Origin of the sequence: Enterobacter sp. RHBSTW-00318, from assembly GCF_014101375.1 — a bacterium.
Classification (GTDB): Bacteria; Pseudomonadota; Gammaproteobacteria; order Enterobacterales; family Enterobacteriaceae; genus Enterobacter; species Enterobacter ludwigii.
Genome location: NZ_JABXQH010000001.1, coordinates 4554407 through 4575148 on the forward strand (window position 1 = coordinate 4554407; position 20742 = coordinate 4575148).

The 20742-nt window shown below is 54.8% G+C and carries 18 protein-coding genes; 6 read left to right on the top strand and 12 right to left on the bottom strand.

Annotation, left to right across the window (positions count from 1 at the left end):
- The 8 genes from HV157_RS22440 to HV157_RS22475 all read right to left on the bottom strand — a co-directional run bounded on the left by HV157_RS22440 (position 1) and on the right by HV157_RS22475 (position 9991).
- Positions 1-1026, bottom strand: coding sequence for an ABC transporter permease (locus tag HV157_RS22440; RefSeq protein WP_014170934.1), 1026 nt, complete (start codon positions 1024-1026; stop codon positions 1-3).
- The gene (locus tag HV157_RS22445; protein WP_014170933.1) at positions 1026-2120 is read right to left on the bottom strand and encodes a microcin C ABC transporter permease YejB; all 1095 of its coding nucleotides are present in this window, start codon (positions 2118-2120) and stop codon (positions 1026-1028) included. Before HV157_RS22445 ends, HV157_RS22440 begins: the two co-directional genes overlap by 1 nt.
- Before the next feature lie 9 nt (positions 2121-2129).
- A complete protein-coding gene (locus HV157_RS22450; protein ID WP_182268945.1) occupies positions 2130-3935 on the bottom strand; it encodes an extracellular solute-binding protein in 1806 nt (601 codons plus the stop codon).
- 77 nt (positions 3936-4012) lie between these two features.
- Complete coding sequence (locus HV157_RS22455; RefSeq protein WP_020883182.1) at positions 4013-5554, bottom strand: cyclic di-GMP phosphodiesterase; 1542 nt, start codon at positions 5552-5554, stop codon at positions 4013-4015.
- 127 nt (positions 5555-5681) lie between these two features.
- Positions 5682-6251: a bifunctional murein DD-endopeptidase/murein LD-carboxypeptidase gene (gene mepS, locus HV157_RS22460; protein ID WP_014170930.1), complete on the bottom strand. Its 570-nt coding sequence runs from the start codon at positions 6249-6251 to the stop codon at positions 5682-5684.
- A gap of 416 nt (positions 6252-6667) precedes the next feature.
- A complete protein-coding gene (locus tag HV157_RS22465; RefSeq protein WP_181240594.1) occupies positions 6668-7381 on the bottom strand; it encodes a phosphatase PAP2 family protein in 714 nt (237 codons plus the stop codon).
- Positions 7382-7414: 33 nt separating this feature from the next.
- Entirely contained in the window at positions 7415-8401 is a 987-nt protein-coding gene (locus HV157_RS22470) for a GTP-binding protein (protein ID WP_151711874.1), read from the bottom strand.
- A 123-nt stretch (positions 8402-8524) separates the two neighbouring features.
- The gene (locus HV157_RS22475; protein ID WP_151711875.1) at positions 8525-9991 is read right to left on the bottom strand and encodes a fructuronate reductase; all 1467 of its coding nucleotides are present in this window, start codon (positions 9989-9991) and stop codon (positions 8525-8527) included.
- 204 nt (positions 9992-10195) lie between these two features.
- On the opposite strand from HV157_RS22475, the gene uxuA reads away from it, so the two are divergent.
- On the top strand, positions 10196-11386 hold the full coding sequence (uxuA, locus tag HV157_RS22480) for a mannonate dehydratase (RefSeq protein WP_032678583.1): 1191 nt from the start codon (positions 10196-10198) through the stop codon (positions 11384-11386).
- Between the two features lie 43 nt (positions 11387-11429).
- Here uxuA and yeiP read toward each other — a convergent pair whose 3' ends face one another.
- Positions 11430-12002, bottom strand: a complete 573-nt coding sequence (yeiP, locus tag HV157_RS22485; RefSeq protein WP_008500940.1) for an elongation factor P-like protein YeiP — start codon at positions 12000-12002, stop codon at positions 11430-11432.
- Positions 12003-12166: 164 nt separating this feature from the next.
- Here yeiP and HV157_RS22490 point away from each other — a divergent pair, with 164 nt between their 5' ends.
- Positions 12167-12421 carry a YkgJ family cysteine cluster protein gene (locus HV157_RS22490; RefSeq protein WP_182268946.1) on the top strand — a complete coding sequence of 85 codons (255 nt, stop codon included), beginning with the start codon at positions 12167-12169 and terminating at the stop codon, positions 12419-12421.
- On the opposite strand, the gene setB is transcribed toward HV157_RS22490, so the two are convergent.
- Positions 12418-13599, bottom strand: a complete 1182-nt coding sequence (gene setB, locus HV157_RS22495; protein ID WP_014170922.1) for a sugar efflux transporter SetB — start codon at positions 13597-13599, stop codon at positions 12418-12420. The two genes, HV157_RS22490 and setB, sit on opposite strands and share 4 nt — an antisense overlap.
- 360 nt (positions 13600-13959) lie before the next feature.
- Between setB and fruB the strand changes: the two genes are divergently transcribed.
- The 3 genes from fruB to fruA are packed head-to-tail and all read left to right on the top strand — an operon-like array spanning position 13960 to position 17727.
- A complete protein-coding gene (fruB, locus tag HV157_RS22500) occupies positions 13960-15090 on the top strand; it encodes a fused PTS fructose transporter subunit IIA/HPr protein (RefSeq protein WP_014170920.1) in 1131 nt (376 codons plus the stop codon).
- The gene (gene fruK / locus HV157_RS22505) at positions 15090-16028 is read left to right on the top strand and encodes a 1-phosphofructokinase (RefSeq protein WP_014170919.1); all 939 of its coding nucleotides are present in this window, start codon (positions 15090-15092) and stop codon (positions 16026-16028) included. Before fruB ends, fruK begins: the two co-directional genes overlap by 1 nt.
- 16 nt (positions 16029-16044) lie before the next feature.
- Complete coding sequence (fruA, locus tag HV157_RS22510; protein WP_151887812.1) at positions 16045-17727, top strand: PTS fructose transporter subunit IIBC; 1683 nt, start codon at positions 16045-16047, stop codon at positions 17725-17727.
- Positions 17728-17774: 47 nt separating this feature from the next.
- On the opposite strand, the gene nfo is transcribed toward fruA, so the two are convergent.
- Positions 17775-18632 (bottom strand): deoxyribonuclease IV, encoded by an 858-nt coding sequence (gene nfo, locus HV157_RS22515; RefSeq protein WP_014170917.1) that lies wholly within the window; start codon positions 18630-18632, stop codon positions 17775-17777.
- Between the two features lie 64 nt (positions 18633-18696).
- Positions 18697-19743: a YeiH family protein gene (locus tag HV157_RS22520; RefSeq protein WP_032678578.1), complete on the bottom strand. Its 1047-nt coding sequence runs from the start codon at positions 19741-19743 to the stop codon at positions 18697-18699.
- A gap of 98 nt (positions 19744-19841) precedes the next feature.
- Between HV157_RS22520 and yieE the strand changes: the two genes are divergently transcribed.
- Complete coding sequence (yieE, locus tag HV157_RS22525) at positions 19842-20708, top strand: DNA-binding transcriptional regulator YeiE (protein WP_014170915.1); 867 nt, start codon at positions 19842-19844, stop codon at positions 20706-20708.
- Positions 20709-20742 lie beyond the last annotated feature (34 nt).

The window sequence follows — 20742 nt, forward strand, 5'->3', positions numbered from 1 at the left end:
TTATACCGCCTTGTTGGGATCAAAAGCATCGCGCACGGCTTCGCCAATAAAAATCAGCAGTGAAAGCAGCACGGCCACGGCAAGAAAGGCGGTGATGCCTAACCACGGTGCCTGCAGGTTGTTCTTGCCCTGCAGCAGTAGCTCGCCGAGCGACGGGGAACCGAGAGGGAGCCCGAAGCCAAGGAAATCAAGCGAGGTGAGGGTAGTGATGGAACTGCACAGAATAAACGGCAGGAAAGTGAGGGTCGCTACCACGGCGTTAGGAAGCATATGGCGGAAAATGATCCCGCGGTCGCTCACCCCCAGCACCTGGGCAGCGCGAATGTAATCGTAATTACGGGTGCGCAGAAATTCCGCCCGCACCACGCCTACCAGCGCCATCCAGCCGAAGATGACGGTAATGCCTAACAGCCACCAGAAGTTTGGCTGTACCACGCTTGAAAGCAGAATGATCAGAAACAGCGTCGGCATGCCTGACCAGACCTCAATAAAACGTTGACCCCACAGGTCGATTTTCCCGCCGTAGTAGCCCTGAACGGCACCTGCTACCACGCCCATCACGCTGGAAAAGACGGTCAGCATCAGCCCAAAGAGGATCGAGATCCGCGTGCCATAGAGGATGCGTGCCAGCACATCGCCGCCGTTGGCATCCGTTCCCAGCCAGTTTTGCGCGGAAGGCGGGGAAGGGAAGGGGGTGGTGGTCGCAAAGTTAATGCTGTTTGCGCCAAAACGCACCGGCGCCCAGAGTGCCCAGCCGTGCTGTTCAATTTGTTGGCGAAGCCACGGATCCTGATATTCAGCGGGCGTCGCAAACGGGCCACCAAAATCGCTTTCGCTGTATTGGGTGAGAACGGGCACATACCAGCGGTCGTTAAAGTGCACCAGCAGCGGTTTATCGTTGGCAATCAGTTCCGAACACATGCTTAAGACAAACAGGACGGCAAAGATCCACAGCGACCAGTAGCCGCGGCGGTTGTGGCGAAAACGGGCCCATCGGGCCTGGTTGACGGGGCTTAAACGCGGCATCAGCGGCCCTCAAAATCAATTCGGGGATCAACCAGCGTATAGCTGATATCGCTGATGATATTCAGCAGCAGGCCAATCAGGGTGAAGATATAAAGTGTGCCAAACATGACCGGATAATCGCGCGACACGGTGGCTTCATATCCCAGCAAGCCCAGTCCGTTGAGGGAGAACATCACCTCTATCAGCAGCGAGCCGGTAAAAAACATACTGATGAACGTGGCAGGAAATCCGGCAATCACCAGCAGCATGGCGTTGCGAAAGACATGTTTCCACATGATCTGCTTTTCGCCCACGCCCTTCGCACGGGCAGTCACAACGTACTGTTTACGGATTTCATCGAGAAAGGCGTTTTTGGTCAACATGGTCAGGGCCGCAAAGCCGCCAATGACGGTCGCAAGCACCGGCAACGTGATGTGCCAGAAATAATCGGTGATCTTCTTGTACCAGGGCAGGGTGCTGAAATCCGCTGACACCAGCCCCCGTAGCGGAAAGATATCGAAATAGCTGCCACCGGCAAAAAAGACAATCAACAGAACGGCAAACAGAAACGCCGGAATGGCATAGCCGATGATGATAAACGTGCTGCTCCAGACATCGAAGCGGCTGCCGTTGTGAACCGCTTTACGGATCCCCAGGGGAATAGAGACGAGATAAATAATCAACGTTCCCCACAGCCCCAGGGTAATCGACACCGGCAGACTTTGCTTAATCAATGTTAAAACTGACGCGCTGCGAAACAGGCTGTCGCCAAAATCAAAGCGGAGGTAGTCCCAGAGCATGTTGAAATACCGCTCGTGAAGCGGTTTGTCGAAGCCATAACGATGGGTGATCTCGGCGATGACTTCCGGATCCAGGCCACGTCCGCCGCGATAATGGCTTTCACTGATATTTCCCAGGCCGGTGCGGGCATGGCTCGCGCCCATTCCTTCGCCACCGCCGCCAGGCATGCCGCCGCTGTTGCCAAATTCAATGGCTGCAATAGCCTGGTCGACCGGGCCGCCGGGCGCGATTTGCACAATAAAAAAGTTAATCGTGATGATTGCCCAGAGGGTCGGGATAATCAGCAGGAGACGGCGGATCAGATACGCACCCATGATGATTCCTTATCGCCGCTCAGCGGGAAGTCTGGCGGCTTTGTTAACGTCATACCACCAGGTGTCGAAGCCCAGTGAATAGACAGGGCGTACGGCAGGCTCGGAGAACTTGTCCCAGCGCGCAAGCCGGTCTTCGCCCATATACCACATTGGCAGCATGTAGTAATTCCAGGTTAAGACCCTGTCGAGGGCGCGTCCCAGCGGCAGGAGTTTTTCTTTATCACCCTGCGCCGCCACAATTTTCGCAATCAAGGCATCAATCGCCGGGCTTTTCACCCCCGGCGCATTGTAGGAGGAGTCGATATAGCTGGATGCCCAGGAGATTTGCAGATCCGAACTGGGCCACGGCTGCGCGGGCCACAGGGTTTGCATCATGTCGTAATCACGGCTGCGTTTGCGGTTGGTGAGCTGCGCGTTGTCGACCTGGCGAATGTTCATGGTAATCCCCAGCCGTTCAAGATTGTGCTTAAACGGCAGCACCCACTGATCGTTGCTTCCGGACGCAAGCAGCAGCTCAAAGCTTAACGGTTTGCCCGTTCTGAAATCGACGCGTTTTTGATTCTTCAGTGGCCAGCCTGCGTCATCCAGCAGCTTGCTGGCTTTAAGCAGGTTGTCGCGATCGTAGCCGTCACCCTTTGACGCCGGAGGCTGAAATACCGTCGTGAACACCTCCGGTGGCAGTTCTGCTTTCAACGGTGCCAGCAGGACAAGTTCGTCCGCTTTTGGGTAATCGCGAGCGGCATATTCAGTGTTCTGGAAATAGCTATTTGCCCGGCTGTAAGCGCCGTAAAATAGCGCTTTGTTCATCCATTCAAAATCAAAGGCCAGGGTAATGGCTTCCCGCACCCGGCGGTCAGTAAATACCGGACGCTGAATATTAAACGCCAGCCAGCGCGTATCCTGAGCGGACGCGTTTTTATGCTCGTCTTTAACGATATACCCGTTAGCGAAGTTTTTGCCGATATACCGTGTCGCCCAGTTTTTAGCGCTGCTCTCCACGCGCATATCGAACGCACCGGCTTTGAATGCTTCAAATGCCACGTTATCGTCAAGGTAGTAATCGTAGCGAAGGGTATCGAAATTCCAGCGGCCCCGGTTTACCGGCAGGTTTGCCGCCCAGTAGTCTTTGACCCGGGAATAGACAACATACTGCCCCATGCGCCAGTCGGTGATGCGGTAAGGGCCACCCGCCAGCGGGGGCGTGGAGAGGGGGTCGCTAAGTTTGTGATTTTTCCAGAATGATTCAGGCATCACGGGCAGGGAGAACAGGCTGAGCATATTCTCTTTATTCGGCTCACTCAGCTCAATACGCACCGTGAGCGGGGCAATGGCTTTGACCGTAACGCCTTTGTAGACAATGCGGAACTGGGGAACGCCCTCAGTCATAAATTTGTGAAATGTGAAGGCAATGTCGCTGGCTTTGACCGGCGTCCCATCGTGAAAACGCGCCCGTGGGTTAATCGAAATTTCCGCCCACGCGAAGTTATCCGCGTAACGTACGTTGTCGGCAATCAGCGGGTAGTAACTGCCGGGTTCATCATCAGACGTAACAAACAGCGTATCGTAGAGCGATTCTGTTCGCGCTGCCGCCACGCCGCGCAGGGCGAAGCGGTTGAAGTTGTCGAACGTCCCTGTGGCGGAGAGGGTCACGTTCCCGCCTTTTGGCGCGCCAGGGTTGACGTAATCAAAGTGCGTAAAATTGACCGCGTACTTTGGCTCACCAATCACAGAGAACGCGATGTTCTCTTTGATGGTTTGCGCCTGGCTGGACAGGCTCGTTAATGCCAACAGCAGCAACATAAAGCGCATAAGCATCTCGCGGCGGCTCCCTTTCGACTGACCGGCTCAGTTAAGCTGAATAATAAGTGACGTCACGGGCAATGTGAAATCATTCAACGTTCAGGCTGCCATTGGCGGAACTGCTCCAGCGGCATCGGGCGGCTAATCCAGTAACCCTGAAGGAAAACAACGCCATGTTCGCGCAGCCAGGCTGCCTGCTCCGGCGTCTCCACCCCTTCGGCGACGGTCGACATATTCAGTCGTCTTGCCAGGGTGAGTACGGCATCAAGCACCGGGGAGGTCACGGTTTCCGTCCCGATCGCATTGACAAAACCCCGGTCAATTTTGATGTAATCCATGGTGAAACGCTCAAGGTAAATCAGCGCACTGTGGCCGGTACCAAAATCATCAATCGCAATTTCAAAGCCTTCATTGTGCAGCCATTCGAAAAGATTGTTGGCTTCCCGATGGTTAACCATATCGCGTTCGGTGATTTCCAGCACAATCTGGAAATGATCCGGCGGCATTAAGTCCAGGAAAGTGCGCATATCCTCTTTGAAGCTTTCCGCATGAAGATGCCCCGGCGCAATGTTAATGCCCAGTTTTGCGCCCGGTGGCAGAAGGGTCTGTAATACCGGCGCGTCGCGGATGATGAGGTCAAAGAGATGCAGCGTCAGCGGCACAATCAGCTTCTGCGCTTCGGCGAAGTTGATAAAGGCATCAGGCGGAATTTCCCCCATCGTCGGGTGTTTCCAGCGCATCAGGACTTCGACACCACGCATTTGCAGCGTCTCGGCATCCACAACAGGCTGATACACCACATAAAACTGACCGCGTTTAATGGCGCTCAGGATCTCTTTGCCTGGGTTAAGACGCGTGGTGAGGATATAGAAATTAAGCGAGCCGGCCGCGATCCCGCAGACCAGTCCAAAGAACACCGCGAACAGGATTTCATCGCTCGTCCACTCTTCGGCGTACAGTTTGATCGTCAGCGGAACCTCTTTTAGGGTCGCGGTGCGTGCCGGCGTTTCATGTAAATCCTGTGCCTTAACCAGTGTGGCGGACCTGGTCGACAACGCATTGTCGCCAATGATGATGGCAATGCCCGCGAACTCGTTCTGGCGTGCGGTGTAAAGCATATACGGAGTCAGGTTGATGTTTACCGAAGTAAACACGCCGCCATCCTTCACCAGCGGATTTCGATACCAGATGGCAATCGCGGGTCTGTGCGGCATCATCGGTGTACCCGGCAGTAACGCCATATCAATCTGTTTATCAATGTGCAGCTCGGGTATCAGTTCTTCCATCGGGACGTTCATCGGACCGGTGGCTGAAGAGCAGTACGCCAGTTTATCCCTGACCAGCAAAAAGGCGCGCACGTTAAGGCTAAAGGCCGCGCGAGAGGTCAGCTCAGCGTTGACGTCGTGGCAGCTGTTCAGCGTGAGCGGCTGAAGGAGATCGATAGAGCTTTTCAACTCATCGAAGTAGCTTTCCATGTAGATGCTCACGTCGTCAATCAGGGTGTCGAATCTGACTTCCCGCTTGTGGTAGCTCCAGAAAAATTGCAATGAACCCAGGAGCAGGGCTGTGATCAGGCCGGTGATAAGGCTGAGGAAAAGTATCTTGCGATTACTGGAGAAGTAGCGGGTGAACATAGACGTCGTGGTTCCTGGATTGCCGCTGAATGTATTCAGTGTAACGGGCAAAAAAAAACACCGCCGAAGCAGTGCTTTTTTTTATCATATCGCCGGCCAAGGGATAACCAACGATACAATGATTATTTTAACTGCGGGTCAGTACGCGGCGCGCTTCGTTATAGCGCTTCTTCCAGTAAGGTTCGTTCATGCTGGAAATGGTCACACCGCTGCTGGTGGAGGCATGTACAAACTGGTCATTGCCAATGTAAATGCCAACATGTCGACCTGTCGAACCCGCACGGAACAGGACTAAATCCCCGGTGCGCAGTTTAGTGCGTGAAATCGACTTGCCCATCTCCTGCTGTTCGTAAGTTGAACGCGGAAGGTCTAACCCAAACTGCTCACGGAAAGTACGCTGTACGAAACCGGAACAATCAATGCCTTTTTTGGTGCTGCCGCCAAGACGATAACGCACGCCTTTCCAGTCAGCATACTGGTCCATAATACGGGACTTCACGTCCAGATTACGTACCATATTTTCAAATTCATCCTGAGAGGCTTGCAGTGACGAGGAATCTTCCATTCCCACAACACGCGTCTCAGGATGCATATTCTTTGCGGTGTTCGATGTACTACATGCAGATAACAGTACCGCCACTGCTATCGCCGGGATCCCCCGTAAGATATATCTCAAAATCGGTTGAGATTTGACCATTTTGTTTATTATCCCTTGAAGTCCTTAACGACAAATATCGTTATAAAAAATGCCAAACGTGACGAGACTAATTATCTGTTCACAATGAGACAATTCTTTCTGATCACATTTGTGGCGTAGCGCACAAATTTATTCACCAGCGAAATAATTATCTCTATGGGGCAAAACGAGTTCGAGATTAACCGATTGCCTGGGGTATTGCGAGCAAAAAAAGCCTTTTTTTTATAAGAAATTGTGATACAGAAAGTAAAAATTGATAATTGTTCAAAAAACGCACGATCAAGGTTAAAAACCGTGCAACACATTCATTTTTATCACGAATATTGTGACGAAATGATGACGGGAGGGGGTGAAAGGGGAGAAAAGTGCATCAAGGATCAAAACGATCCCTGATGCATAGTGTTAATTAAGGTTAATTATTGGTTTCTGATTTGTTGCGTTTTGCCGGGGAGGTAGCGATCGAACACGGCTATTATCTTGTCGCTCAGCGGTGTCATCAGACACCACGGCAGCGCAACCAGCACAGAAGAGAGCGAACCGACTGCAATATCAGTAAACCAGTGAGCGCCAATCATTACCCGTGGGAAGGAAAAAACCACAAAAATAATCAGGGCTATCGCAAAGGCTTTTCGGCCGAAATAGCGGAGCATCACGCCGGAAAAAATAAGCAGCATCATTCCGTGATCGCCCGGGAAACTGGCCTTCGACGCATCTTTCGTTGGAATATGCAGCAGCTCGCTGACGCGATAAATATCGGGGAAGAAGAGCGTTGGGCTGGAACGCTTAACCGGAATAATGGCCGTTGCCAGCTGGTTAATTACCACCGCAAGCAGCAACATCATCAAACCAATAATCAGAATACGGCGGCGTCCTGTTTTGTCCTCTTTCAGCCAGAAAGAGAGCATCAGGCCGCCCATCGCCAGCAGCGAGCAGCCGTCAAAGGCGCGGTTATTCGTGATAGCTACCAGCCACAGGAAGGCTTCGCTCTTCACCAGTTCCTGGTTGAAGAAGTGAAAAATGGCAGAATCCAGCGGAAACCAGACACCATGATTCGCCGGGATATACCAGGAGAAAAAGAGCGCCAGACCGGCGACATTAAGCAGTAATATCAGGGGAAGTCGAGTCGTCATAACATTCAGCATAGAGTGAAATCTGGGGCAACGTTAGCCGCCCAAACTTAAACGAAGCTTCAACAGGCTGGACTGCAGGGCATTCCAGTCGGCATTAACCGCACTAATTAACTCTATTCGGCTATCAGGTGGCGCCACATTTTGCGTTTCGATAAAGAAATCTTCGCCCTGACGGTTGATCCGCACCAGCCCGTCCGGGGTGCGCATGATCCCTTTAACACGATCGACCGGAGCCAGTCTGGCCCATTCGAGTATGCCGATGGTGTCGAATACGGTATCCGCATCGAAAATCCATCCGCAGGCCTGATAGCCCTGGCCGCTGTTAAGGTTACGACGCCAGCGCTGGTGTTCCGGCAGACTCAGGGCAGCCAGACCCTGTTTTTGCGGATGGCTGTGGGCATGTTCCGCGCTTGTCGGGAGCGCCGCCAGGTTCAGGCGAGGCAGGTCAAGCAGGGCGTTATCAATTTTCCCCTGGGTGGTCTGCACCCGCTGACGGTTGCCACCGAAGTGCTGCCACCATGTCTCCAGCGCGGACTGGCTTTCCGCCGTTGCGCGATCCTCTTTATTGGCGACGATAATATCTGCCGAGGCGAGCTGGTCGCGGAAGTTCTCGTTGGTCACGGCTTTTTCGTCCAGCAGCTGACGGGGGTCCAGCAGGCACAGCGTGGCACGCAGATCGATCCACGGCTCGTAGACCGGCGCGGTCAGTAAATCGAGAATTTGCTTCGGATGACCCAGCCCGGTCGGTTCAATCAGCAGACGGTCTGGTTTGCCCTGACGCAGCAGCGTATTCAGCCCGACCTGCATCGGCAGACCATTTACGCAGCACATGCAGCCACCGGGGATCTCTTTGATCATCGCGCCGCTGTCTGCCAGTAATGCGCCATCAATACCCACTTCGCCAAATTCATTAACTAGGACGGCCCATTTTTCTGCCGGATCCTTATTGGCCAGCAGGTGGAGAATTGAGGTGGTTTTACCGCTGCCGAGAAAACCGGTAATGAGGTTGGTTTTGGTCACGTGCGCTCCAGTCGATAATTGTGATGCTATAACAATTATCCATCATCCTGGCGAAAAACGGGCGCAATGAGAAGGGGGAGGGCGAACGGAGGCAATCGCCGTTCGCCTTAAGCGCAATAATCGCTAAATATTTAACGTTTCGATAACAGCCTGACGCGCGCCATGGCGGGCGATGCGCTGATAGGCCTGGCTGATGGCCTCCACGAAAATGCTGTTTTGTGCGAGATCGTGACCAAAGATTTCACTCAGCCCCAGCAGGGCGTTGACGCGCTCAGCGTCGCTGCTGGCTGCAACAATGGTGCGGATTTTATCGCTCAGCGGATCGCGCACATCAATCGCGTCGCCACGCTCGTCGGTTCCGCTGACGTAGCGGATCCAGCCTGCAACGCCCAGGGCCAGCAGCGGCCACGCGGTTTTACGTTCAAGATGGATGCGGATCCCATCCAGCATGCGCTGCGGCAATTTCTGGCTTCCGTCCATCGCAATTTGCCAGGTCCGGTGCTGCAGTGCCGGATTGGCAAAGCGTTCAAGCAGACTATCGGCATAAGCCGTGAGGTCGACATCCTTAATACGCAGCGTAGGAGCCTGCTCATTCAGCATTAACCGACGTGCGGCTTCGCGAAAAGCGGTGTCTTCCATACATTCGTTGATGTGCGCATACCCGGCGAGGTAGCCCAGATACGCGAGGAAAGAGTGGCTGCCGTTGAGCATGCGCAATTTCATCTGTTCCCACGGCAGCACGTCCTGCACCATTTGTACGCCAGCCACTTCCCATGCCGGGCGTCCGGCAACAAAGTTGTCTTCCACTACCCACTGAATAAACGGTTCGCAGCTGATGGCACAAGGATCTTCTACTCCAAGCTCCTGCGTGATTTCTGCCAGCGACGCCTCGGTCGCGGCGGGGACAATTCGGTCGACCATGGTCCCCGGAAAGCTCACATGTGAATCAATCCACTCTGCCAGCGCCGGGTCGCGTTTCTGGGCCATCCCCAGTACCGCGTTTTTCACCACATGGCCGTTATCAGGGATGTTGTCGCAGGAGAGGACGGTAAAAGCGGACAAACCGCGTTCACGGCGGCGGTGGAGCGCCTCGACCAGGATCCCTGGCGCGGAGTGCGGTTCAGACGGGTTCTCCAGATCGTGAACGATCCGGGAGTTGTGCAAATCCAGATTACCGGTGGCGGGATCGATGCAATAACCTTTCTCTGTGATGGTGAGCGACACAATGGCGACCTGAGGTTCACAAAATTTCTCAATGATGGCAGGCAGAGAATCCAGTTTTGCGTTCAGACATTCATGGACGGCACCGACGATAATCGGCTGGTTTCCCTCCGCCCCTTTTTCCAGCACGGTGAAGAGATGATCCTGTGCGCGCAACTGGCTCATCAGCACGTCGCCGCTGAAGAGGCTAATCTCACAAATACCCCAGTCGCCGCCTTTCTCATTCAGCACCCGGTTTGTTAACAAGGCCTGATGCGCGCGGTGAAATGCGCCGAAGCCAAAATGGACGATGCGAGAGCGTAACTGCTTACGATCGTAGCGAGGGAGCTGGACATGGGCAGGAAGCGAGGTGGAGGCAATTGTCTTCATGAAATACACACCTGATTAACCATTAATTAACAACGCCAGTGTAAAGTTATATGACAGCAAATAAAATTGGTGAGCCGTAAATATCCCCGAAGTGTGAGTTTGATCAATCAATGTGTGGCGGTGTGTTGACCCTTTACGGCAAACATGTATGGTAGTCGTCATCGTAGTCATCCATATTGGTATAACAACTTTAGAGGTGAGGCAATGGAACAGACCTGGCGTTGGTACGGGCCGAACGATCCGGTTTCTCTTGATGATGTGCGTCAGGCTGGCGCAACGGGTGTCGTGACGGCGCTGCATCACATTCCTAATGGTCAGGTATGGCCGATTGAAGAAATCAAAAAGCGTCAGGCGCTGCTGGCGGAAAAAGGCCTGACCTGGTCTGTGGTGGAAAGCATCCCGGTTCACGAAGATATCAAAACCCATTCAGGTGATTATCAGACCTGGATTGCCAACTACCAGCAGAGCATTCGTCACCTGGCGGCCTGCGGTATTGATACTGTTTGCTATAACTTCATGCCCATTCTTGACTGGACGCGCACCGATCTCGAGTACACGTTGCCGGACGGCTCAAAAGCGCTGCGTTTCGATCAGATTGCCTTTGCCGCATTTGAGCTGCACATCCTGAAACGTCCTGGTGCAGAAGCCGATTACACGGCTGAAGAGCAGCAGCAGGCGCTCGCGTGGTTTAACGCAGCCAGTGACGCCGAGATTGAAAAGCTGACCCGCAATATTATTGCTGGCCTGCCGGGCGCTGAAGAGGGCTATACGCTGGATCAGTTCCGCGCGCGACTGGCGGAATACGGGAATATTGATAAAAACCAGCTGCGTGAAAACATGGCGTTTTTCCTGCGCGCTATCGTACCGGTAGCGGAAGAAGCGGGCGTACGCCTGGCTGTGCACCCGGACGATCCTCCGCGTCCTATTCTCGGTTTACCGCGTATCGTGTCCACGATTGAAGATATGCAGTGGCTGAAAGAGACCGTGGACAGTATCTATAACGGATTCACCATGTGTACCGGCTCTTACGGCGTGCGTGCGGATAACGATCTGGTGCAGATGATTGAAACCTTCGGCGATCGTATTCACTTCACGCATCTGCGTGCGACCTGCCGTGAGGATAATCCAAAAACCTTCCATGAAGCAGCGCACCTGGGCGGCGATGTGAATATGGTCGCGGTAGTGGATGCGATTCTGGCGGAAGAGGTACGTCGTAAGCACGCGGGTGACGTTCGTCCTATCCCGTTCCGTCCCGATCATGGTCACCAGATGCTGGACGATCTGCGTAAGAAAACGAACCCAGGTTATTCGGCGATTGGTCGTCTGAAAGGCATGGCGGAAGTGCGGGGCGTTGAGCTGGCGCTGAAGATGACGAAATACCCGGAACTGCTGTAACGTCTGTTGCCCGGTGGCGTTGTGCCACCGGGCGAATATCGCATTAGTCTGCGCGACCCATATAGCGTTTTTCTTCGATATGGATGCGGATTTTCTCGCCCGCGGAGAGGTATTCTGGCACCTGCACCACCAGACCGGTCGTCAGGGTTGCTGGTTTGTTGCGGGCACTTGCGGATGCACCTTTGATGCCCGGAGCCGTTTCCACGATTTCCAGATCCACGGTCTGCGGCAGCTCCAGCGCCAGCAGCACGCCATCCCAGGTCAGAACCTGCATGTCAGGCATCCCGCCTTCAGGAATAAAGAGGAGTTCTTCTTCAATCTGATCTTTGGTGAAGATATACGGGGTGTAATCTTCTTTATCCATGAACACGTATTCGTTGCCATCAATGTAGGAAAAATCAACATAGCGGCGGGTCAGGGTCACGGTATCAACGATATCGTCACCTTTAAAACGTTCTTCCACTTTCAGACCGGTACGCACATCGGCGAAACGCATTTTGTACAGCGTTGCTGCACCACGGGCGCTCGGGGCCTGAATATCGATATCTTTCACAATCAGCAGCTTGCCGTTGTAATTCAGTACCATACCTTTCTTAATTTCGTTCGCTCTTGGCATTGCAGTAATCCTGTTTACGGGTGGTAAAAAATATCGCGCCAAATTACTCGTGCTCGGCCTTTCAGGCAAGCGGAATTCGTGGCTTTTGCTATCAATACACAAAAGGTGTTACTGTGCGCGCAATGCCCGACTGCGCGGGCGTTCTTCAGCGAAAGAGAGCCTGTATGGATTGTCGTCCCGATTGTGGCGCGTGTTGTACCGCACCGTCCATTTCAAGCCCCATTCCTGGCATGCCGGACGGCAAACCTGCCAATACCCGCTGTGTGCAGCTTGCTGAAAATAACCTGTGCATGATCTTTGGTTCCCCGCTGCGCCCGAAAGTCTGTTCCGGCCTTCAGCCGTCCGCGGAGATGTGCGGCAGCACGCGCGAGCAGGCGATCACCTACCTTCTTGAGCTGGAAGCGCTCACCGCCCCTTAAACGTCCTTAATTCGCGCCAGACACCCTATCGTCAGCGTACACATCACCAGCGCAATCCAGAATACCGTGTGATAGCTCCAGATCTCGGCCACGATGCCGGCCATTGAGCCTGCAATAATCCAGCCCACGCGAGTGGTATTGGTATAAAGGGTGGTGGCGGAGCCTGCCTGGCCTGGCATCAGGTCCTGGAAATAGAGCATGCCAATCCCGGCGAGTATGCCGATATAAATGGCGTTGAGAAGCTGCAATGCCAGCAAGAGTCCTGGCGTGTGCACCGTCAGCATACCGATATAGAACAGCAGTCCTGCGACAGCCGCGATGCGCATTAAAAAACGCTTTCCGAAACGCTTCGCGTAATAGCCCGCGATCAGCATGGTCGGGATCTCAAGCCCGGCCGCGGTTCCCATCATAATGCCCGCCAGCTTCTCTGGCAGATGCAGCTCATCAATAATAAACAGCGGCATGTTGATAATATAAAGGCTGTTTGTTCCCCACATCAACGTACAGATAACAAACAGGAGCAGCGCATCACGACGGTTACGGCGCGGGGCTTCCAGTACGCCTGAAGCCACTTTGGGCTCTTTGCGCATCGACGGCAGGAAGAACCACACCATGGTGCCGCACACCACAAACGCGACAGCCGCACTCAGGTACATCACCGTAAAGCCAAACCCCATCGCCAGGGCATACGCCAGCGGCGGGCCAATGACCCATGCCAGCGACACCTGGGCACGCAGAATAGAGCTGAACATCACCGCTTCACGACCGGTATGGTCGGCGTGCTCGCGGGCGAGGGCGAACATCTGCGGGTTCGCCGTGGAACCGAAGCTGCTCAGGAACACCCCCACGAACAGCAGGATGAAATAGTTGCGGTTAAAAGCAAACAACACGCAGGCAAACACCCCGAGAAGGCAGCAAAAGACGATCAGACTTTTACGATCGCCTTTTCTGTCGGAACGCCCCGCCAGAAACTGACTCACCAGAATGCCGATGATGGCACTGCCGGTAAAAAAGAAGCCAACCATTGCCGGACGGGCGTGGACTTCATTGGTCAGAAACAGGCTCAGCGTGGGCGTCTGTAACGCCCCGGCAATGCCGGTAAGGAAGGCAACAATCAAAAACGCCGTGGACGTCAAATCAAAGGGTTTTGGCGAGGCGGCGGCAGGGGTGTTATGCATACTTTTAGTATCAGCAAGTCATAAAGAGACGCGGAGTGTACGACGCTTGTCAGAAAATAAACAGGTACTGCGGTCAATTTCGCCACGAAAAATCAAAATGCCATTTCAATTAATAGTCGCGGGCTGAACTTAGCTGAAACTGACTTGCTGAACGTCAGCAAGATTCAGCTGAGCGAAGAAGAAATGTGCTGTATCTCTAAATTCTGCATCGCCATTTGTAACTTTTCTTGCAAGGTTAAGCAGAAAGCGCAAGACTTTTTGAAACGTTTCAGCGCTATCTTGTTTTAACAAACGGAGCAGGCTAGCGCATTTTTTCTCATTTAAGCTGAAACGATTCAAGTTCAGCAGGAGAGGAGAACCATGTTCCAGTTATCTGTTCAGGATATCCACCCGGGCGCTCAGGCCGGGAACAAAGAAGAGGCCATTCGCCAGGTTGCCGCTGCCCTTGTGCAGGCGGGTAATGTCGCGGACGGCTACGTTAACGGCATGCTGGCGCGCGAGCAGCAGACCTCCACTTTCCTCGGCAATGGCATTGCCATTCCGCACGGTACAACGGACACCCGCGATCAGGTGCTGAAAACCGGCGTTCAAGTTTATCAGTTCCCTCAGGGTGTGGTGTGGGGCGACGGTCAGGTTGCTTACGTGGCAATCGGTATCGCTGCCAGCAGCGACGAGCACCTGGGCCTGCTGCGTCAGCTGACGCATGTGCTGAGCGATGATTCGGTGGCTGAACAGCTGAAGTCCGCGACGACGGCGGAAGAGCTGCGCGCGTTGCTGATGGGCGAAAAACAGAGTGAAGCGCTGAAACTGGATAATGAAACATTGACCCTGGATGTTGTGGCGAGCGATCTGGTCACGCTGCAGGCGCTGAACGCAGGCCGTCTGAAAGAAGCCGGTGCGGTAGACGCGTCCTTTATCACGCGCGTTATCAATGAGAAGCCGCTGAACCTGGGACAAGGTATCTGGCTGAACGACAGTGCTGAAGGCAACCTGCGCAGCGCTATCGCGGTGAGCCGCGCGGCCAACGCGTTTGACGTTGAGGGCGCGCACGCTGCGATGCTGGTCACCGTCGCGATGACCGATGAACAGCCGGTTTCCGCGCTAAAACGTCTTGGCGATCTGCTGCTGAATGACAAGGCTGAAAAACTGCTGAACGCTGACGCAAGCACGCTGCTGGCGCTGCTGACCAGCGATGATGTGCTGACTGATGACGTGCTGACCGCTGAGTTTGTAGTGCGTAACGAGCACGGCCTGCATGCCCGTCCTGGCACCATGCTGGTGAATACCATTAAACAATTCGAAAGTGAGATTACCGTGACTAACCTTGATGGCACGGGCAAACCGGCCAACGGCCGTAGCCTGATGAAAGTTGTCGCGCTGGGCGTGAAGAAAGGTCACCGTCTGCGCTTTACCGCACAGGGTGCTGATGCTGAACAGGCGCTGAAAGCGATTGGCGACGCCATCGCGGCAGGTCTGGGGGAGGGCGCATAATGAGCAGACGTGTTGCGACTATTACGCTGAACCCGGCATATGACCTGGTGGGGTTTTGCCCGGAGATTGAGCGCGGCGAAGTAAACCTCGTGCGTACCACTGGCCTGCATGCTGCAGGTAAAGGGATTAACGTCGCGAAAGTGCTCAAGGATCTCGGTATCGATGTCACCGTGGGCGGATTCCTCGGTAAAGATAACCAGGATGGTTTCCAGCAGCTGTTCAGCGAACTGGGGATTGCTAATCGTTTTCAGGTTGTTCAGGGCCGTACCCGTATCAACGTCAAGCTGACGGAGAAAGACGGCGAAGTGACCGATCTGAACTTCTCAGGCTTCGAGGTGACTCCGTCAGACTGGGAGCGCTTCGTGAACGACTCTCTGACCTGGCTTGGTCAGTTCGACATGGTCTGCGTCAGCGGCAGCCTGCCGTCCGGCGTGAGCCCGGAAGCGTTCACCGACTGGATGACGCGCCTGCGAAGCCAGTGCCCATGCATTATTTTTGACAGCAGCCGTGACGCGCTGGTCGCCGGCCTGAAAGCCTCGCCGTGGCTGGTGAAGCCGAATCGCCGCGAACTGGAGATCTGGGCTGGCCGTAAGCTGCCAGAATTAAAAGATGTGATTGACGCTGCCCATGCGCTGCGCGAGCAGGGTATCGCTCACGTGGTTATCTCTCTTGGTGCAGAAGGGGCGCTGTGGGTTAACGCTTCTGGCGAATGGATCGCCAAACCGCCATCGGTTGACGTTGTCAGCACCGTTGGCGCAGGGGATTCAATGGTTGGCGGTCTGATTTATGGCCTGCTGATGCGTGAATCCAGTGAACATACTTTACGTCTTGCCACCGCCGTTGCTGCCCTGGCCGTTAGCCAGAGCAATGTCGGTATTACCGATCGTACCCAGTTAGCCGCGATGATGGCGCGCGTTGACTTAAAACCTTTTAACTAACAGCAGGAGAGGAATAATGAAAACGCTGCTGATCATTGACTCCGGTCTCGGACAGGCTCGCGCCTATATGGCGAAGACCTTGCTGGGAGCGGCGGCGAACAAAGCACATCTCGAGATGACGGATAACCCGGGCGACGCCGAAATGGTGATTGTTCTGGGTGATAACATTCCCGCTGACAGTGCGCTGAATGGCAAAAAAGTGTGGCTGGGCGACATCAATCGCGCGGTGGCACACCCGGAGCTGTTCCTGAGCGAAGCGAAAGGTCATGCGTCTGTTTACAGCGCACCGGTCGCGGCGCCGGTTGCCGCGTCCGGACCAAAACGTATTGTGGCGATCACGGCCTGCCCGACGGGCGTGGCTCATACCTTTATGGCGGCTGAAGCCATTGAAACCGAAGCGAAAAAACGCGGCTGGTGGGTAAAAGTTGAAACACGTGGATCCGTTGGTGCGGGCAACGCAATCACCCCTGAAGAGGTGGCTGAAGCCGATCTGGTGATGGTTGCGGCTGACATCGAAGTGGACCTGGCGAAATTTGCCGGTAAGCCGATGTACCGCACGTCAACGGGCCTGGCGCTGAAAAAGACTGCTCAGGAGTTTGATAAAGCGCTGGTGGAAGCGAAGCCGTATCAGGCAACGGGGTCCACGCAAACTGCGACGGAAGGTAAGAAAGAGTCAGCTGGCGCCTATCGCCATCTGCTGACCGGCGTGTCTTATATGCTGCCGATGGTGGTGGCGGGCGGTCTGTGTATTGCCCTCTCGTTCGCGTTTGGTATTACCGCGTTTAAAGAAGAAGGCACGCTGGCTGCCGCCCTGATGCAGATTGGTGGTGGTTCCGCGTTTGCCCTGATGGTGCCGGTGCTGGCAGGCTTTATCGCCTTCTCCATCGCTGACCGTCCGGGCCTGACGCCGGGTCTTATCGGCGGTATGCTGGCGGTGAGCACCGGTTCTGGCTTTATCGGCGGTATCATTGCCGGTTTCCTGGCGGGTTACGTTGCGAAGCTTATCAGCTCGAAGCTGAAACTGCCGCAGAGTATGGAAGCGCTGAAACCGATCCTGATCATCCCGTTGATTTCCAGCCTGGTGGTGGGCCTGGCGATGATTTACCTCATCGGTAAACCTGTAGCGGGTATCCTGGCGGGTCTGACCCACTGGCTGCAAACCATGGGTACTGCGAATGCGGTACTGCTGGGAGCTATTCTCGGTGGCATGATGTGTACCGACATGGGTGGCCCGGTGAACAAAGCAGCATACGCATTCGGTGTTGGCCTGCTGAGTACCCAGACCTACGCGCCAATGGCAGCGATTATGGCGGCCGGTATGGTGCCACCATTGGCTCTTGGCCTGGCAACCATCATTGCACGTCGTAAGTTCGACAAAGCGCAGCAGGAAGGGGGGAAAGCCGCCCTGGTACTTGGCCTGTGCTTTATCACCGAAGGGGCAATTCCGTTCGCGGCGCGTGACCCAATGCGCGTGCTGCCATGCTGTATCGTGGGGGGCGCGGTAACCGGTGCTATCTCCATGGCGGTTGGCGCGAAACTGATGGCACCACACGGCGGTCTGTTCGTGCTGCTGATCCCAGGTGCAATCACGCCAGTGCTGGGTTATCTGCTGGCGATTGTGGCCGGTACGCTGGTGGCAGGTCTCTCTTACGCGGTGCTGAAACGTCCGGAAGCGGAAGGGGTCGCGAAAGCGGCGTAAGCGGTAAAACAATAAAAAAGCCGGGTGCTTATGCGACCCGGCTTTTTTTATGCCGCCTGTTCAGCGGTTTGCTGTGCCTTCAGCCAGGCAATCTCTTCTGCCCAGATGTCCGGATTAATGGTTTCCAGCACCATCGGGATACCGTCGAAACGGGCATCCTGCATAATAAAGCGAAACGCATCGTGGCCGATATTGCCTTCACCGAGGCTGTGATGGCGGTCCACGCGGCTGCCAAACGCGCTTTTCGCATCGTTCAAGTGCATTCCGCGCAGATACTTGAAGCCCACAATGCGTTCAAACTCATCGAAGGTCTTTTTCGTCTCATCAAGCGTTCGCAGATCGTAACCCGCGGCAAAGGCATGGCAGGTATCAATACATACGCCCACGCGGGATTTATCCTCCACGCCGTCAATAATGGCCGCCAGATGTTCGAACTTAAAGCCGAGGTTACTGCCCTGCCCGGCGGTGTTCTCGATGACCGCCGTCACGCCCTGGGTTTTATCCAGCGTGATGTTGATGGATTCGGCAATGCGCGCCAGACAGGCATCTTCGTCAATCTGCATCAGATGACTTCCCGGATGGAAGTTCAACAGCGTCAGCCCAAGCTGCTCGCAGCGCTGCACTTCATCAAGAAAAGCCTCGCGGGATTTCTCCAGCGCCTCCTGCACGGGATGGCCGAGGTTAATGAGATAGCTGTCGTGGGGAAGGATTTGACCCGGCCCGTAGTGGTATTTCTCACAGGCGGCTTTGAAATCATCAATCACTTCAGAGGTGAGCGGGGCGGCGCGCCACTGGCGCTGGTTCTTGGTGAACAGGGCGAAAGCGGTCGCCTCAATTTCGGCGGCGCGAATGGCGGCATTCGCAAGGCCACCTGCAGCGCTGACGTGCGCTCCAACATATTTCATAAAGGGACTCCTGTTAACCCGAAATACGTATGATAGCGGGTTAACAGGAGAAGGATGAAGTGGTTTATGCCATCAGGCTATGTACCGCGAGGTTAATCGCACCGCCGCCAACGATCAGCCAGATGAAGAGTACCAGCGCCATCAGCAGCGGTTTTGCACCTGCTTTTTTCAGCGCGCTCACGTGTGTCGTGACCCCGAGCGCCGCCATCGCCATCGCCAGCAGGACGGTATCCAGCGTGACCAGCATATCCACCACGGCTTTCGGCAGCAGGTGGAAGGAGTTAAATACCGCCACCACGATGAAAAGAATCGCAAACCATGGAATGGTGATTTTACTCTTCTGGCTGCTGCCTGCCGGCGCGAGTTGTTTTACGCGAGCGGCCAGGATAATCAGGAACGGAGCCAGCATCATGACGCGCAGCATTTTGGCAATGACCGCGGCATTTTCCGCATCCGGATTAATAGCGTGACCCGCCGCCACCACCTGAGCCACTTCATGCATGGTTGAACCAATATAAATGCCGTAGGTCTCCGGGCTAAACCAGTGCGCAACCAGCGGGTACATGGCCGGGTAGAGGAAAATCGCCAGCGTACCGAAAATGACGACGGTCGCGACGGCAACCGTCACTTTGCTGGATTCTGCCTTAACGACAGGCTCGGTTGCCAGTACCGCGGCAGCCCCGCAGATGCTGCTGCCGGCACCAATCAGCCAACTGGTTTGTTTATCCAGCCCAAACACTTTCTGGCCGATAAAGCAGGCCAGTAAAAAGGTGCTGGTCAGGGTCAGGACGTCAATAGCGATCCCGCTGACGCCGACGTCCGCAATCTGTGAAAAGGTCAGGCGGAAGCCGTAAAGGATAATCCCGAGGCGCAGCAGATGCTGTTTGGCGAAAATAACCCCGCCATCACAGGACTTCCAGATATGGGGGTAAACGGTATTTCCCACCACCATGCCGAGCAATATTGCCAGCGTTAAGGCACTAAAACCTGCCCCGGCGACGGCCGGAATACTGCCGCCCCATAACGCTACGCCAGTTACCACCGCGCTGAGCGCAAGACCCGGCACGAAGTGCCACAATGTACGTTGATGCTGTAAGGTGTGTTCTGACATAACCTTCTCCTTTATCTGGCTAAAAGGTTACGGCGTTGTGGCTTAAAAATAAAATTGATTATATACTTATAATCAATCTATATAAGTGGTAAGTAACCATGCACATTACGTTGCGTCAGCTGGAAGTTTTTGCCGAAGTGCTGAAAAGCGGGTCGACGACGCAGGCCTCGCAAATGCTGGCGCTGTCCCAGTCCGCGGTAAGCGCGGCCCTGACCGATCTGGAAGGGCAACTGGGGGTTCAGCTTTTCGACAGAGTGGGGAAACGGCTGGTCGTCAATGAACATGGCCGCCTGCTGTACCCGCGCGCGCTGGCATTGCTGGAGCAGGCGACTGAAATCGAACAATTGTTCCGCGAAGAGAACGGGGCCATCCGCGTTTACGCCAGCAGTACGATCGGCAATTACATTCTGCCGGAAGTGATTGCCCGCTATCGCCGGGATTTCCCGACCCTGCCGCTGGAGATGAGCGTTGGCAATAGCCAGGATGTCATCAATGCGGTGATCGATTTCCGCGTGGACATCGGTTTGATTGAAGGGCCGTGTCACAACGTCGATATCATTGCTGAACCCTGGCTGGAAGATGAGCTGGTGGTGTTCGCCTCGCCGGCCTCTTCTTTATTACAGGGTGAAGTGACGCTGGAACGGCTGGCTCAGGCGCAGTGGATCCTCCGGGAACAGGGCTCCGGTACCCGTGAAATTGTCGATTACCTGCTGCTCTCTCACCTGCCGCATTTCCGGCTGAGTATGGAGCTGGGCAACTCGGAAGCCATCAAACACGCGGTCCGTCATGGGCTGGGCATCAGCTGTCTCTCCCGGCGGGTGATTGCTGAACAGCTTGAGGCCGGCACGCTGGTCGAAATACCGCTCCCGTTGCCTAAACTGGTGCGCACGCTGTGGTGCATTCATCATCGTCAGAAACACCTTTCCAGCTCGCTGCAGCGTTTTCTGCGCTATTGCGACATGTAAACCCGCAATGCGGATCCTCTCTCCGTTGGGAGAG